This is a genomic window from Pseudomonas sp. p99-361, from assembly GCF_003935475.1.
Classification (GTDB): Bacteria; Pseudomonadota; Gammaproteobacteria; order Pseudomonadales; family Pseudomonadaceae; genus Aquipseudomonas; species Aquipseudomonas juntendi.
The window spans coordinates 105325-121172 of record NZ_RHQO01000001.1 but is presented as its reverse complement, the minus strand read 5'-3'; the positions used below and the strand labels follow the sequence as shown (position 1 = coordinate 121172).

Below are 15848 nucleotides of genomic sequence, written 5' to 3'. Positions count from 1 at the left end.
GCTGGCCCTGCAGCTGGTTTGCCGGCGCCAGGGCCAGCGCAGGCTACCACCGCATGCGCACCCCAAGGCTGCCAATCAGCCCATTGAGGTCATTGCCATCCACATCGCTGCTGTAGTCGGCACTGACGAACATGGCCACCGAGGGCGTTACCCGCGCCACCAGCCCCAGGCCCAGTTTCACCGTTGTCGAAAAGCGCGAACTGGAGATCTTGTCGACCTGCTCCAGCTTCACCTCATCAGGGTTGCTGAAGTCATACCACACGTTGGTCCGCACATAAGGCTCCAAGGGCATGCCGCGCATTTCATAGCGCCCGGACAATGTGGCGCCGACGCGGCCGCTCCAGCTGGGCTGGCTGTCGAAGGCCTGCCGGGTTGCGTGCTGCCCTTGGCTGCCGGGGAAGAACTGCTGGTTCATCAATTGCGCCTGGGGTTCGATCACCCAACTGCCAGCCAGGGGGATCGGATAGCCGCCCTCCACGGAGAAAGTCATCGCGTGGCCGCTGTCGCCCGGCCGTTGGCCGGTGTCACCCCCGCCATCCACCTCGATGCGCGAACCCACGGCCACGGCATCCAGGTGCCAGCCCTGCGCGTGGGCCATGCTCCAGTACATGCCCTGGCTTTCCCCGCTCAGTTGCGCGGCTTTGCGCGGCTTGTTGCCCAACAGCGGGCGCATGCCATTGAAGCTGCTTTGCAGGTTGTTGTGGCCGACCACCCTCCCGGCGCGTTGCACATCGCCTGCTGGCGTTGCACGCACGAACAGCTCGGGGCCGGTCATCAGCTGCTGGTCGGGCGCTGCGAGCGGTTCGGGCGCTTGCGTGCCGTTGCGGGGTAGGGGCGGATAATGCTGTGACCACTCATACGCGAAGGTTTCCACCGGGGTTGCCAGAAGCAGCGACGTGGAAACCGCGTAGAAAAGACGGTCGATGCGCACGGGGCTCGAAGTGGTTTTCATGGCGGGTCTCCTTTGCTCTTGTGAAGTACAGCTTCAGGACCTGGTCTGTTGTCACAGGCTGTACGGCAAAACAGAGGGCGACCCAAACCAGCACGCCCGCTTCGGCACACGCGCCCAAAGGCGCGCGCTAGAGGCTCGGCGCGAGATTTTTACTGCTCGGTAATCTTCAGCTAAGGAGAGGGGAGGGCTTGCGTCAAGAAAACGTGAAAGGCCCGTTCACCTTTTGTGGGGGTGACCAAAGCGCTGATTCAAAAGAAAAACTGTGCGGCTATAGCGGCGTTTGCTATTTCCCGCACGGGCGCTATGAAGAATGATTGCTAGCGCCACGCTTCGACAGTGGCGGCGTTCGATCTCACAGGCACAGAAGAGACCGCGGCGGGCACTGCCCACCGCGCCTGCCCGGTTCACTCGTCTTCGCGTTGCAACACCATCAACACCATCGAGCGCCCCTTCACCTCGAAGGTGCTGTCGAACTGCAGGTGCTGGCCCTTGCGCAGTTCTGGCCGGTCAGTGTCGATCAGGCAGTTCCAGTGGTCGCCATCCGGTACTGTCGGCAGCTTGAACGGCACCACATCATGGTGCGAGTTGACGATCAGCAGCACGGTTGCCTCGGCGCCGGGCCGGGCAATACCGCTGACCTGCGCGCGGCCATCGATCAGCATGCCCAGGCAGCGGCCGTGCGGGTCTTCCCACTGCTCCACGGTCATCTCGCCGCCATCCGGCGCCAGCCAGGTCACGTCCTTGACCCCGATCGCTTCATTGTAATCGCCGACCAGGAACCGCGAACGGCGCAGTACCGGGTAGGTGAGGCGCAGCCGAGTCAGGCGCTTGACGAAGGCCAGCAGCTCTTTGCCTTCCTCGTCGAGGTCCCAGTTGATCCAGCCGATCTCACTGTCCTGGCAGTAGGCGTTGTTGTTGCCGTGCTGGGTGCGGCTGAACTCGTCGCCCGCCACGATCATCGGCGTGCCCTGGGCCAGCAGCAAAGTGGCGAAGAAGTTGCGCATCTGGCGCATGCGCAGGGCGTTCACGGCCGGGTCTTCGGTCGGCCCTTCGGCGCCGCAGTTCCACGACAGGTTGTTGTCGGTACCGTCCTGGTTGTTTTCGTCGTTGTCTTCGTTGTGCTTGTGGTTGTACGACACCAGGTCGCGCAAGGTAAAACCGTCGTGCGCGGTGATGAAGTTGACCGAGGAGTACGGCCGGCGGCCGCGGTTGTTGAACATGTCGCCCGAGGCCGTCATGCGCGCGGCAAAGTCGGCCAGCTTGCCTTCATCGCCTTTCCAGAAGGCGCGCACGGTGTCACGGAAGCGGTCGTTCCATTCGGCCCAGCCGGGGGCGAAGTTGCCCACCTGGTAGCCGCCCGGCCCGCAGTCCCACGGCTCGGCAATCAGTTTGACCTGGCTCAGCATCGGGTCCTGGCGGCAGGCCACGAGGAAGCCGTGGCGCTCGCTATAGCCGTCATGGTACCGGCCAAGGATGGTCGCCAGGTCGAAGCGGAAGCCGTCCACGTGCATTTCGCCAGCCCAGTAGCGCAGCGAATCGGTGACCAGTTGCAGCACGCAGGGGTGGCTCAGGTCGAGGGTGTTGCCGGTGCCGGAGTCGTTGATGTAGTAGCGCTTGTCATCGGGCATCAGGCGGTAGTACGAGGCGTTGTCGATACCGCGCATCGACAGGGTCGGGCCGCGTTCATTGCCCTCGGCGGTGTGGTTGTAGACCACATCGAGAATCACCTCCAGCCCGGCGTCGTGCAGGTGCGCGACCATCTCCTTGAACTCGGCGATCTTGCCGCTGGCCAGGTAGCGCGGGTGGGGCGCGAAAAAGGCGATGCTGTTGTAGCCCCAGTAGTTGTTCAGGCCCTTGTCCAGCAGGTGCTGGTCGTTGACGAACGCGTGAATCGGCAGCAACTCGATACTGGAAACACCCAGGTCCTTGATGTGCTTGAGCAATTCGTCGTTGGCCAAGCCGGCGAAGGTACCGCGCAGCTCCTCCGGCACGGCGGGGTGGCGCATGCTGATGCCGCGGGTGTGCGCCTCGTAGAGGATGGTGCGCTCCCAAGGTACTTGAACGCGCTCGTCACGGCCCCAGGTGAAGGCCGGGTCGATCACCTTGCACTTGGGCACGAAGGGGGCGCTGTCACGTTCATCGAACGACAGGTCGTCGTCGGGGTGGCCGATGGTGTAGCCAAACAGTGCCTCTGACCACTTGAGTTCGCCGACGAGCTGCTTGGCATAAGGGTCTATCAGCAGTTTGTTGGGGTTGAAGCGGTGACCGTTTTGCGGCTCGTACGGGCCATAGACGCGGTAGCCATACACCAGGCCAGGGTGCGCATCGGGCAGGTAGCCATGGTAGATCTCGTCCGTGTATTCGGGCAGCTCGATGCGTTCGAGCTCATGCTCGCCGGTGGCGTCGAACAGGCACAGCTCGACCTTGGTGGCATTGGCCGAAAACAGGGCGAAGTTGACGCCCAGCCCATCCCAGGTGGCGCCGAGGGGAAAGGGTTGGCCTTCGCGGATGCGGGTTGGGGCAACCGAGCGGGTTTTCTTTGGGGTACGGGGGCTCATGGCAATCCTCAAATGGCCGTGGTGGAAGGTATGGAAGTGATGCAGTGCTGCCCAGGTGCCCTATCGGTGGCGCCCGGTCCCGTGAAGCAACCACGACCGCCAGCCGTGTGGCGATCATGGGGGAGCGGGCAGGCCGCGAAGTGGCCGAAACCGGTTTAACCGGCAGTTGGCTTTTTGACCGCCCTTGGTTTCTTCGCCGCCGCGGGTTTAACCCCCGGCAGTGCCGCTACCTTGGGTTCGGCCGGCGGCTTGGGCTCGGCTGCCGGCTTGGGTTTGGCAGGGGCCCGCTTGCGCGGCGCGGCTTTGGGTGCCAGGGCCTCGGCCTCGGCCAGCTTGCGAGCCATTTCCCAGTGGCGGTCTTCCTGGCCGGCGGGTTTACCTTCTGACTCCCAGATCTGGTAGGCAAATTCGCGAATACGCTTTTCATCGACACTCATCGAAACGCTCCTGATGCTCAAGATTGTTGGATCAACAGGTTGACCGGAAACTCCGCCAGCACGGCGCTCAACATCAGCTCCCTTGATGAGCTGACCGCCGCGCATGGGAAAAGTCCCGTCGAATTGGCAGGTGATACGGCAAACGGTAAAACCAGCCGGGTGTCGTCCCAGTTCTGTGCCGGGATCAACGGTGTTGGCGCGCTGCCGAGCAGGCTGCTGGCCAGGCGCGGGGCCACGACGATGGCGCGTTCGCCTTCACCCAGCCGGGCAAAGGCGATGACCTTGTCGGCATGCCGGCCCTGTACCGTCAGCGGCAGGTAGGCACCGCGGCGGAACAGCTCGGCATGTGCCTGGCGGCAGTCCAGTACACGGCCGACCAAGGCCTGCTTGAGGCGGCCGTCGCGCCAGTGCGACAGCAGCTCGGCCACGGGGGTGGCGCTTTCCAGGGTGGCACGCCGCAAAGCGTAGTCCACGGCGCGGCGGTTGTCCGGGTCCACCAGGCTCAGGTCCCAGTACTCGTTGCCCTGGTACAGGTCGGGCACGCCCGGGGTGGTCATGCGCAGCAGGGCCTGCACCAGGCCATTGAGGGCGCCGGGGCAGGCGAGCAGTTGTGCGGCATCGGCCACCGATTGGCGCAATTGCTGGTTTTCACTGCCCAGCAGCAAACCGTCCAGGTAGCGGGCACAGGCCGCCTCGTAGGCTTCGTTCGGTGCGTTCCAGCTGCTGCGCAGCTTGGCCTCGCGCAGGGCCTTCTGCTGCCACTGGCGCACGCGTTCGGCGTATTGGCGCAAGGCGTTGGCGTCGTGCAGGTCAAGGTCCAGCGGCCAACTGCCGAGCAGCGTCTGCAACAGCATCAGCTCGTCGCCGGGGCTGGGCGCCAGGCCGTCCTCCAGCTGCGCACGCAGCGGCGCCGCCAGCTCGCGCCAGTGCTCCACGCGGCTGGCCAGCCACGGCCCCCGCTCGCTGGGCACGGCCAGGCGGGCGCGCGTGTCTTCGCCACGCTTGTGGTCATGGGTGGCGGTGGCCAGCAGGTTGTCGGGGAAGTCGCGCAGGCGCCGTTGCGCTTCGTTGTGGAAGTGCGCCAGCGGGGCACTGAAGCGCTCGGCCTCGAAGCCCACATCGTTGCGCGACAGCAGCCGCGCGCTGCGGTAGAAGGCCGTGTCCTCCACCGCCTTGGCGGCACTGGGCGCGGTCAGTTGCTGGAAGCGTACGCAGGCATGGCGCAACTGCTTGCGCGCGCGCCCCGGCGGCAATTGCCGCCAGCCTTGGCCACCCAGCCACTGTTCCAGCTGGTCGAGCAACGGCCAGTCGGCTTCGGCCAGGTCCTGGCGGGCATTGGTCAGGGCTTGCTGGAAAAACACTTCGTCTTCAGCCGGGCGCCCGCGAGCATTGAAGTAGGTGCGGTAGACCGGATAGTGTGCCACCAGCGCCTGCAAGGCACGGCGGATGGCGCCCAAGGTCAGGTCGCGGGTCATCAGGTCGTTGCGGGCGACCTGCAACAGCGCCTGGGCTACCGACTCGCAGTCGCCTGCCAGGCTGGCGTTGAGCACCAAGTGGCGCGCCTGGCGCACTTCTTCAGCAAAGGCCGGGCGCTCGCTGACGTTGGCCCACAACTCGGTCAGCGGTGCTTCGCCGGCCGGGTCGTGCTGCAGCAGCGATACCTGGTTCATGAACTCGTAGCCAGTGGTGCCGTCGGTGTGCCAGTCGAGGTGCAGGTGTTCGCCGCTGCCGAGAATCTTTTCCACGTAGATCGGGAAGTGTTCGACCGCGGCGTTCAGCGGCCGACTGGCCAGCAGGCCGTCGACGCGCCGGCGCAGCTTGCGGCAATAGCCGCGCGGGTCGGCCAGGCCGTCGATATGGTCAATGCGCAGGCCGTCCACCAGGCCGCGTTCGATCAGCTCGAAGAGCTTGGCGTGGGTCGCCTCGAACACCACCGCGCGCTCGACCCGCAGGCCACCCAGTTCGTTGATGTCGAAGAAGCGCCGCCAGTTGATGTCGTCGGCGGCGGTGCGCCAGCTGGCCAGCCGGTAAGTCTGGCGCTCCAGCAGCAGGTGCAGGCGCTTGAAGCCGCTTTCGGCACGGCTGTCGAACGCCACCAGGGCCGATTCGAGGTCGGCACCCTGCTGCACCAGGCGCGCCAGTTCGGCCTGCAGGGGCAGGGCGTCAGCCAATGGCGTGGCCGCTTCGCCCAGCGCCGTGAAATGCTCTGCCAGGGCCTGCAAGGCGGGGTCCGGGCTCAGGGCCAGGATCCAGCCGTAGTCGATCGGGCAAATCGGGAAACGGTGTTGGTAGTGGGCGACTTGCAGCACGCCCCGTTCCTTGTCGAACTCCAGCGGGAGTTCGCCGTTTTTCAAGCACACGCCATAGTCATTGCCCAGGAACGGCAACAGCAATTGCCCGGCCAACAGCGGATCGCTGGAATGCCACTGGATGTCGAAGAATTCTGCGTACGGGCTACGCCGGCCCCAGGCCAGCAGGCATTGCCACCACGGGTTGTCCGCGCCGCCTACGGCCATGTGGTTGGACACGGTGTCGAGGATCAGCCCCATGCCATGCTGGCGCAAGGCCGCGACCAGGCGCTGCAACGCCGCCTCGCCGCCCAGCTCGGGGTTGACCTGGGTCGGGTCGACCACGTCGTAGCCGTGGCGTGAACCGGCACGGGCCTTGAGGATGGGTGAGGCATACAGGTGGCTGATGCCCAGTTGGGCGAAGTAGGGCACCAGCGACACGGCGTGGTCGAGGGTGAAGTCACTGTGGAACTGCAGGCGCAAGGTGGCGCTCAAGGGCTTCATCGGTCACGCTCCCAGGCTTGTTCGCGGGCTTGGGCAAGCAGCTCCAGGCGCCGCGCGGCATCGTCGTCATTGAGCAGTTCATGCACCGGGCGGGCGAAGCGCCGGCGCCAGTTGGGGTGGCCGGTGGTGGTGCCTGGCAGGTTGGGTTGCTCGTCGCAGCCCAACAGGTCTTCAAGCGGTACCAGCACCAGTGGCGCCCGGGTATGGCCCACGTAGCGGATGGCGGCATCGATCACGGCGTCATCGTCGTTGAGCACGCCATAGTTGGCTTGCAAGGTGCGGCGCAGGCCGTCGTGTTGTTTCTGGCGGTCGTGGCGCCAGTGCAGTTCGGTGGCAGCGTCAATGAGTTGCAAGCGGTGGCTCCAGTCGATATCGCGGTTTTTCAGCCAGCCGGCCAAGGGCGCCAGGTCGTGTGTACCGGTAGTGGCCAGGGCGTTATCGGGCCAGTCGAGTATCGGCGTGAACTGCCCAGGCTGGCGCTGCTCGAAAGGCAGCACGCGCATGCCCAGCACGGCTTTCTCGGCCAGGGCTTCGCGCAGGCCGGCGGGCACCGTGCCCAGGTCTTCGCCAAGGATGATGGCCTGGTGGCGGTTCGATTCCAGCGCCAGCAGCCGCAGCAGGTCCTCCAGCGGGTAGTTGAGGTAGGCACCTTCGCTGGGCTCGGCGCCTTGCGGTATCAGCCACAGCCGGCGCAGGCCCATGACGTGGTCGATGCGCAGGCCGCCGGCATGCGCCAGGTTGGCCCGCAACATTTCGATGAACGCACGGTAGCCGTTGCGCTTGAGGCCTTCGGGCGAAAAGGCGCAAATCCCCCAGTTCTGTCCGGCCCGGTTGAGAATGTCGGGCGGTGCGCCCACATTCAGGCCCGACAGCAATTCGTCCTGGCGGCTCCAGGCCTGGCTGCCGGCACCGTCGGCGCCAACTGCCAAGTCGGCGATCAGGCCCACCCTCATGCCGTTGCCGCGGGCGGCCTCGTGGGCGCGTTGCAGGCCACGCTCGGTGAGCCATTGGCAGAACGCGTGGAACTCCACCTTGGCCGGGTAGGCCTCGGCGATGGCCTGGACTTGCGGGTGACAGGGGTCTTGCCAGGGCGTGGGCCAGTGCCGCCAGTCGGCGCCCAGGCCGTGCTCCACGGCATGAGCCTGCAGCACTTCGAAGCGGCAATGATGCTCCAGCGCTTCACCGGCGGCTTCGCGGAAGCTGTAGAAGTCTTCGCGCAGCGGGTGGCTGCCTTGGCTGAACCCCTGGTACAGCGCCTCCAGCACACGCAGCTGAGCGCTGGCGGCACGTGGCCAGTCAACCAGCGGGCGCTGCTGCAGTTCTTCCAGCTGTTGCTCCAGGCCGCAGGCTTCGATGGCCATGCGCACTTCCCGTTCACCCAGCAGGGCGGCGGGGCTGGCGTACAAGGTATTGAGCAGCAGGCGGCTGGAGGGCGAGTAGGGGCTGTAATGTTCCTGGTCGATGGCCGACAGGGCATGAATCGGGCTGATGGCCAAGGCATCGGCGCCGCGCTCTGCGGCCGAGCGGGCCAGTTGTTCAAGGGCCAGGCAGTCGCCATAACCGCCGTCGCCAGGGCGGCGCAGGCTGTACAGCTGAACCGCCAGCCCCCAGCAGCGCGCGGGTGGTTGCTGCGCGCTGTGCTCAAGGCTGTCTTCAAGGCTATGGCAACGGGGCGGCGCTACGGCCACCGTGAAACGGCGGCTGTCGATTTCGACCTGGTGGTAGCCGACAGGCAGTTCACCGGGCAAGCGGGCCTGCCGGTCAAGTTCCAGCACACGCGTGGTGCTGTCCTCGAGGGTGCAACGGGCGACGCTGGCCGCGCTGAAATAGCGTGACAGGTCCAGCGGCTGGCCCTGGTCGGCCGTCAACAAGGGCGGTAGGTGCTCACTGTCGTCAGCGGTTTCCAGGGCCTGCAGGCTTGCGGCGATTGCCGCATCGTCGCCGGCCGGGTGGCCCAGGCTTTCGAGCAGGTTGCGCAGCACGTGGTCGCTCACGCGCTGAGGGCGGTCATTGGCGTCGATCCAGTCGCGGCTAAGCCCGACGCGGTTCGCCAAGCGGTGCAGGGCGGTTTCGCTCATGGGCGCTCCTGGGCAGGGGGAAGCAGGCTGACCACGCAGCTGTACGCCGCCAGTTGGCTGTCGGGGTGGCGAGCATCGCCGCTGTCGAACAACCGCAAGGGCGGTGGCGGCAGCTCGACCGGCTGCGGGCTGTCGGCCAGGTTCAGGTCGATGCGCAAGGTGTTGCCATTGCCCAGCTGCCAGCGTGCAGTGACTGCCTTGTCACCGTGCACCTCGGCGCCCAGCGCACAGCTGCCAGGCAGGTGCGGGATCACATGGTGGCGGCGCAGGTCGAGCAACTGCTGATACAGGCCGTGCCAGCCGGCCAGCACCTGCTTGCTATAAGGGCGCGATGCGGCATAGGTCTGTTTGGCGTTGGGGTCGGGGATGTGCTCGCGCTGCTCGGGGTCAGCGAAAGCCTTGAAATGGGCGAACTCGCCACGGCGGCCTTCGCGCACTGCATCGGCCAGTTCGTCGTGGAAGTCGGTAAAGAACAGGAAGGGCTGGCAACTGCCTTCTTCGTCACCCATGAACAGCAGGGGGATCATCGGTGCCATCAGGAGCAAGGTGGTGGCAGCGCGCAGCGCCGGCGGTGGGCACAGGCGGGTCAGGCGCTCGCCCAGTGCGCGGTTACCAACCTGATCGTGGTTCTGCAAGAACAGTACGAAGGCACTGGGTGGCAGATGCGCACTGGGTTCGCCGCGCGGCGTTCCGTGGCGGTTGGCCTGGCCCTGGAACACGAAGCCTTCGGCCAGGCAGCGTGCCAGCTGGTCGATGGGGCGGTCCTTGTAGTCGGCATAATAGCCTTCGGTTTCGCCGGTGAGCAGCACATGCAGGGCGTTGTGGCCGTCATCGTTCCACTGCGCGTCGAAGCCCTGTTGCAACAGGGTGGCCTGGTTGTGTTCGTTCTCCAGCACCAGCCACACGTGGCGCCCGGGCTCCACTGCGGCACGCACGCGCTCGGCCAGTTCCACCAGAAAATCGGGTTGGTCGATGGCATGTACGGCATCCAGGCGCAGGCCGTCGCAGCGGTAGTCGCACAGCCACATCAGTGCGTTCTGGATAAAGTATTCGCGCACCTGCGGGCGGCGGAAGTCGATAGCCGCGCCCCAAGGCGTCTGCCGGTCTTCCCGGAAGAACGGGCTGGCATACTGGTGCAGGTAATTGCCGTCGGGGCCGAAGTGGTTGTACACCACGTCCACCAGCACCATCAGCTTTTCACCATGGGCCTGGTCGACCAACGCGCACAGTTGCTCGGGGCTGCCGTAGGTGTGCTGCGGGGCGTAGGGCAATACACCGTCGTAGCCCCAGTTGCGCTCGCCGGGGAACTGCCCCAGGGGCATCAGCTCTATTGCGCTGATACCTAGCGCGGCAAGCTTCGGCAGTTGCCGGGCTACGCTCTGGTAACCATCGAGCAGGCCTACGTGCAGCTCTTGAATGACCGCCTCGTGCCAGGGGCGGCCTAGCCACGGGTGCTGCCAAGGGTAGCTGGCCACATCCACCACCTGGCTGGGGCCGTGCACGCCAGTAGGCTGGTAGCGCGACGCCGGGTCGGCCACCTGCAGTTCATCATCAATCCGAAAGTGGTAACGGTCGCCGGCCCGGCAGGGCGCCACCCCGCTGAACCAACCGTCTTCATCGGGCTGCAGGGCGATAGCCGGCTGCTGCTCCAGTTCCACGCTCACGCTGCGCGCATCGGGTGCCCATAGGGCGAAGCGCGCCGACGTGGCGTCCAGCAAGTGTGCGCCATGCCTGTGCATCTTACAGCCCTCGCTCAGTAGTGGCTCAGTTGTGCTTGCTTGACCAGGTCTTCGTACAGCCGGGCGTAGGGTTCCACCGCCTGGCACCAGTTGAACGGCTGGGTCATCGACAGGCAGCGCATGGCGTTGAGCAGGTCCTTCTTGCCATAAACGTAGAAGGCGCGGCCAAGCGCTTCGCGGTAGCTGTCGACGGTCGACTCGTTGAACAGGAAGCCCGTGACCCCGCACTCGATGGTGTCGGCCAGGCCGCCGGTATTGCGCGCCACTGGCAGCGAGCCAAAGCGCTGGGCATACATCTGGCTGAGCCCGCAGGGCTCGTAGCGCGAGGGCATCAGCAGGAAATCACTGCCGGCGAACATGCGCCGGGCGTCGGTTTCGTTGAAGCCGATGCGTACCCCGATACGGCCTGGGTGGCGCAGCGCCAGTTCGCGCATGGCCTGTTCTTCCTCAGGCTCGCCACGGCCGATGATCGCGATCTGCCCGCCTTGTTCGACGATGTAGTCGGCCACGGCCAAGGTCAAATCCAGGCCTTTCTGGTAAACCAGGCGCGAAACCACTGCGAACAGTGGGCCTTCGGAGTCGTCCAGGCCGAACAGTTGGCGTACTTCGTGGGTATTGCGTGCCTTGCCTTCCCAGTCATTGATGCTGAAGTTGTGCTGCAGGTGCTTGTCGGTGGCCGAGTCCCAGCTTTCGTCGATACCGTTGGGTATGCCGCCAAGCAGGCCTTGCTGGGCTTTGCTGGCGAGGAAGCCATCCAGGCCGCAGCCGAATTCCGGGGTGGTGATTTCCCGGGCATAGGTGGCGCTGACCGTGGTGATGTGGCTGGAGTAGGCAAGGCCGGCCTTGAGGAACGACAGCTTGCCGTAGAACTCCATGCCTTCCTGCTGCATGGCGTGTTCCGGGATGGCCAGTTCGGGGCTGCACCCACGGCTGTACACACCTTGGTAGGCCAGGTTGTGGATGGTGAACAGGGTTGGCGTATTGAGGCCGCGCCAGTGCATGTAGGCTGGCGCCAGGCCGGCCGGCCAGTCATGCGCATGCACCACTTCGGGCTTCCAGTGGATCATGCCTTCGCCGGCTGCGATTTCCGCCGCGGCCAGGCCCAGGCGAGCGAAACGGATGTGGTTGTCTGGCCAGTCGCGACCGTTGTTGGCGCCATAGGGGGTGCCGTCGCGCTGGTACAGTTCGGGGCAGATGAGCACATAGATGACCAGGCCGTCGGGCATGTCCATGCGGCCGATCTTGCATGGCGGCAGGGCTGCGTGGCCGCCCAGTTCGCCGACGATATGGATCGGGTTGTCGCTTTCGACCACCTGCGGGTAGCCCGGGATCAATACCCGAACATCGTGCAAGTGCGCCAGGGCGCGCGGCAGGGCTGCAGACACGTCACCCAGGCCGCCTGTCTTGACCAGGTCGGCGATTTCCGAGGTCACGAACAGAATCTTGCGCTTGTTGGGGTTGTGCTGGCGCTGGGCGCCGGGTGCCTTGGCTGTCGTGGCGAAATCCGGGGTGAGCGGTTCGCGCTTCTCGGTGGTGAACGTGTTTACGTGTGGCTCGACAGCGGCACTGATCATACTTCTCTCCGTCCCTATGCTTGCCGGGTGCTGGCACCCGTGGCGTTGTTTCGTACTGGTTCTCTCTGCTTGCTGAATACGTACTGCTTTCCATGCCCCAAGGTCGTGCGCGCAGGCACCGCGCTCTCGGCGTTCCGGCCGAAGGCGTTTGAGCGGGTAGGGGTGGTGGCCGAAGCTGGGAGATCCCGTTGCGTTTGGCCTACTTAGTTCCTGACCTGCCCGCGTTCCGTAAAGTTCGACTTATTTTCGTCACTCTTCCATTGAGCAAATCGCGGGCCGAAAACCGAGTGTAGGAGAGAAAAGGCAGAAATGGTGACCCGCTGGTCACATTTGAGAGCATGCGGGCTAGACGCAAACGTTGGCGTTTGTGAGTGGATGTGAACAAGCATGAAGCGGGGTGGGTAATTGCGTGCTGATGCCGCGCCTTTTTGTGGCGCGATGGAGGGCATGCGCCATGTTGGTGCGCTTGTGCTCGCCCGAAAAAGGGCCGTGGGTGGGCGCGGGGTTTATCCGCGAAGCGCCGCTCGCGCGGCGCTCGATCTGGCAGAAGGTGAGCCGCTACAGCCCTTCACCCAGCACCCGGTCGATGCTGTCGACGAAGTAATCCACGCTGGCCCGGCTGGTGCACATTGGCGGCTTGATCTTGAGAATGTTCAGGTGATCCCCTGTGGGTTGCATGAAGATGCCCAATTCCCGCAACCTGTCGCAGAGCAGCTGGGTTTCCTGCGTGGCGGGCTCCAGTGTTTCGCGGTCACGCACCAGTTCCAGGCCCAGGTAGAAGCCCGAGCCATGCGCGGCGCCGGCCAGCGGGTGCTTGTCGACCAGCGCCTGCAGGCGCGCCTTGAAATAGCGCCCGGTGTCGCGGGCGTTGTCCCACAGGCCTTCTTCCTGCATCACGTCCAGTACTGCCATGCCAATGCGGCAACTGACCGGGCTGCCACCGGCAGACGAGAAGAAATAACCCTCGGCCTCCAGTGCTTCGGCAATGTCGCGGCGGGTAATGACCACCCCCAGCGGCTGGCCGTTACCCATGCCCTTGGCCATGGTGATGATGTCGGGCACCACGCCTTGCTGCTCGAAGCCCCAGAAGTATTCACCCAGGCGGCCGTAACCGACCTGGACCTCGTCGGCGATGCACACACCGCCCCTGGCCCGGACCTTGGCATAGGCCTCGCGCAGGTACCCCGCTGGCAGCGCGATGCCACCGGCATTGCCGTACACCGGTTCGCAGATGATGCCGGCCAGCTGTCGGCCGCGGGCATCTAGGTCGGCCAGCTTGGTGTCGACATCGCGCAGGTAGTCTGCTGCGCTGTCGGCGCCACGGTAGCGGCCGCGGAAGGTGTTCGGCGCCTCGACCGGGTGCACCCAGTCCGGGCGGGTGTGCAACGCCTGCGGGTTGTCGGCGATCGACGTGGAGATGGCATCGGTGGCCACCGACCAGCCGTGGTAGGCCTCCAGCACGCTGAGCAGGTCGCGCCCGCCGCTGTAGGCCCAGGCCAGCCGTATCGCCAGGTCGTTGGCTTCGGTACCGCTGTTGACCATGAATACCCGGTCGAAGCCTTCGGGTACCAGCTTCAGCAAACGCTCGGAGAACTCGGTGACGGCTGCGTAGTGAAAGCGCGAGTTGGTATTGAGCAACGACCACTGCCGCGCCGACTCGGCGACCATGCGCGGGTGGCCGTGGCCCAATACCGCAACGTTGTTGAGCATGTCGAGGTAAGCGCGGCCTTGCATGTCGAACAGGTAGTTGCGCCAGCCACGTTCGATGTGGGGTGGCTGCGCGTAGTAGTGTTTCTGCGAGCGCGCGAAGCTGGCGTCGCGACGCGCCAACAGGGCCTGTGGGTCAGGCAGTGGCTCGGCATCGCAGTCCAGGCCCAGCAGCGGCGCGGGGGAAGGGCACAGGGCGAGCCAGGCATCGGCATGGGACGGGGGGGCGAAGAACGGTGGCTGGGTTTCGGTGCCCAGGCACACTTGCACGCGAAGCACGCCGCAACTACGGCCCAGCGCCTGGCCCTGGGCCACGGCCTGGCCATCGGCTGGTGCATCCTGCAGCCCCTGCAGCCACAGGGCCCAGTGCGCAGTGCGCAGGCAACCGCCAGCATCGCCATGGCGCTGCCAGGTGCCGGCCGCCGGTGCCTGGAGCAAGCTTGCGTGCGGCACATGCAGTTCAACGCCGAGGGCGCAAGTGGCCGGTTCTGCGGCGCGGTCGATATGGGTTTGCGACAGGCGATACTGCCCGTACAGGGTGCAGGCCGGGGCAGGTTGCCGGGTGAGCAGGTGCTGGTCGAAGCCAGGTTGCTCCCAGTTGCCCGCCTCATAGTGCGCACTGAGCACGCCGAGGTCGAGCCGGTGCACTGCCTGCCCTTGCAGTTCGGGAAGCAGCGGCGCGCAGCCGCTCATGTCTGGCGTGGCGACCGGCAACCCCGCAGCCCGCAGGATCGCTGCCTGCATCAGGGCGAAGGGCACGGCGGTGGCGGTGTCGAAAATTTCCCACTCATGGGCGACATTGTCGCGGGTGTACTGGTTGCCTGGGTCCACCGCCAACTGCTGTGCGCTGCTCAGCACCAGTACTGCGGCGCGGTTCAGCACCAGTGGCCACAAGGCCCGTAGCTCTTCCTCCGTGAGTGGGTTGTGGGCCTGGTAGGCGCGGATCGCCGGGAGGATCCGCAGCGGGTCGCCTTCGGCGTGGTGCAGCAGCGCCGCACAGGTTACCGACAGGTCAGCGATGCGCCAGGTACGTAGCAGGTCGCCGAAGTCGATCAGCCCTCGCAATTGCCATTGGCGCTGGTCGTCGCGCGCCCACACGGTGTTGTCGTCGGTGATGTCCAGGTGCACGGCTTGGCTTGGCAGGCTGCCGATCAGGGGTGCCAGGTGGTGGGCAGCGACCGCGGTGGCCTGTGTGATGCGGCGGCGCTGGTCGGCATCGTGCAGCACAGGGAGCAGGTGCTCTATCAGCGTTTGCGCATGCTTGGGGTCCCATTGCAGGGTGCGCTCGAGGCCAGGGTGGTCGAAACCGGCCAAGGCCCGATCAAGCTTTGCGCAAAGCCCGCCCAGTTCGGCCATCAGTTGCGCCGGGAGGTGGGCAAGGCGCGTCAGCGGTTGCCCCTCGATGTATTCCAGCAGGCGTACCCGTAATGGCTGGTCTGCGACGTCCAGGGCCAGCAAGGCTTCGCCACTGAGTGCTGGGCGCACGCCTGGCACGGGCAGGCCACGCTCGCGCAGGTAGGCGAGGGCCGCATGCTGGGCCTCCAGTTCGACCTGGGCGTAGCTGCCATGGCATGCCTTGAGCACGAAGCTGCCTTGCGGCGCGACCACACGCAGGTTCAGGTCCTGCTGGCTGCCCAAGGCCGACAACTCACCGGTGAGGCCATAGTGGGCCTGCAGCAGGCCTTGCGCCTGGGGGGCGCTGAGCACAGGGCCTGGCAAGCTGGAACGCTGGACCAGCGCGTGGAGGGCAGGGGAGGCAGTTTGGGGGTGACTGGACATGGGCTCTACCGTTGAGGCGGGTGGACGGAACGACTTTATGCCCTACCTGGCTGATGACTAAAGACGATCGTCATCAGATTTTCTGATGACTGGTGCAGTGGCTGTTACACACTGAAACGGTACGTTCGTGCCCGTGAAACCGGGGGTTGGTGAACTTCCTTCGTGGGCCGATCTCTTACTAGGCAGGTGATGTTGCATCACCGTCTGTCGAAATTTAATGCGAAAAGTTGTA

8 protein-coding genes are annotated in these 15848 nt (G+C 65.4%); all 8 read right to left on the bottom strand.

Features of this window, described 5'->3' with window-relative positions; translation table 11 throughout:
• Positions 1–43: 43 nt before the first annotated feature.
• The 8 genes from EGJ22_RS00520 to EGJ22_RS00485 all read right to left on the bottom strand — a co-directional run bounded on the left by EGJ22_RS00520 (position 44) and on the right by EGJ22_RS00485 (position 15616).
• Complete coding sequence (locus EGJ22_RS00520) at positions 44–952, bottom strand: autotransporter outer membrane beta-barrel domain-containing protein (RefSeq protein WP_029886659.1); 909 nt, start codon at positions 950–952, stop codon at positions 44–46.
• Between the two features lie 404 nt (positions 953–1356).
• Complete coding sequence (glgX, locus tag EGJ22_RS00515; protein WP_029886658.1) at positions 1357–3510, bottom strand: glycogen debranching protein GlgX; 2154 nt, start codon at positions 3508–3510, stop codon at positions 1357–1359.
• Positions 3511–3665: 155 nt separating this feature from the next.
• The gene (locus EGJ22_RS00510) at positions 3666–3947 is read right to left on the bottom strand and encodes a DUF2934 domain-containing protein (RefSeq protein ID WP_029886657.1); all 282 of its coding nucleotides are present in this window, start codon (positions 3945–3947) and stop codon (positions 3666–3668) included.
• A gap of 17 nt (positions 3948–3964) precedes the next feature.
• Positions 3965–6739: a malto-oligosyltrehalose synthase gene (locus tag EGJ22_RS00505; RefSeq protein ID WP_029886656.1), complete on the bottom strand. Its 2775-nt coding sequence runs from the start codon at positions 6737–6739 to the stop codon at positions 3965–3967.
• Positions 6736–8817: a 4-alpha-glucanotransferase gene (malQ, locus tag EGJ22_RS00500; protein WP_029886655.1), complete on the bottom strand. Its 2082-nt coding sequence runs from the start codon at positions 8815–8817 to the stop codon at positions 6736–6738. The genes EGJ22_RS00505 and malQ overlap by 4 nt, the downstream gene beginning before the upstream one ends.
• The gene (gene treZ / locus EGJ22_RS00495; RefSeq protein ID WP_029886654.1) at positions 8814–10556 is read right to left on the bottom strand and encodes a malto-oligosyltrehalose trehalohydrolase; all 1743 of its coding nucleotides are present in this window, start codon (positions 10554–10556) and stop codon (positions 8814–8816) included. The genes malQ and treZ overlap by 4 nt, the downstream gene beginning before the upstream one ends.
• A gap of 14 nt (positions 10557–10570) precedes the next feature.
• On the bottom strand, positions 10571–12130 hold the full coding sequence (gene glgA, locus EGJ22_RS00490; protein ID WP_029886653.1) for a glycogen synthase GlgA: 1560 nt from the start codon (positions 12128–12130) through the stop codon (positions 10571–10573).
• Between the two features lie 558 nt (positions 12131–12688).
• On the bottom strand, positions 12689–15616 hold the full coding sequence (locus EGJ22_RS00485; RefSeq protein WP_029886652.1) for an aminotransferase: 2928 nt from the start codon (positions 15614–15616) through the stop codon (positions 12689–12691).
• Between the last annotated feature and the right edge of the window lie 232 nt (positions 15617–15848).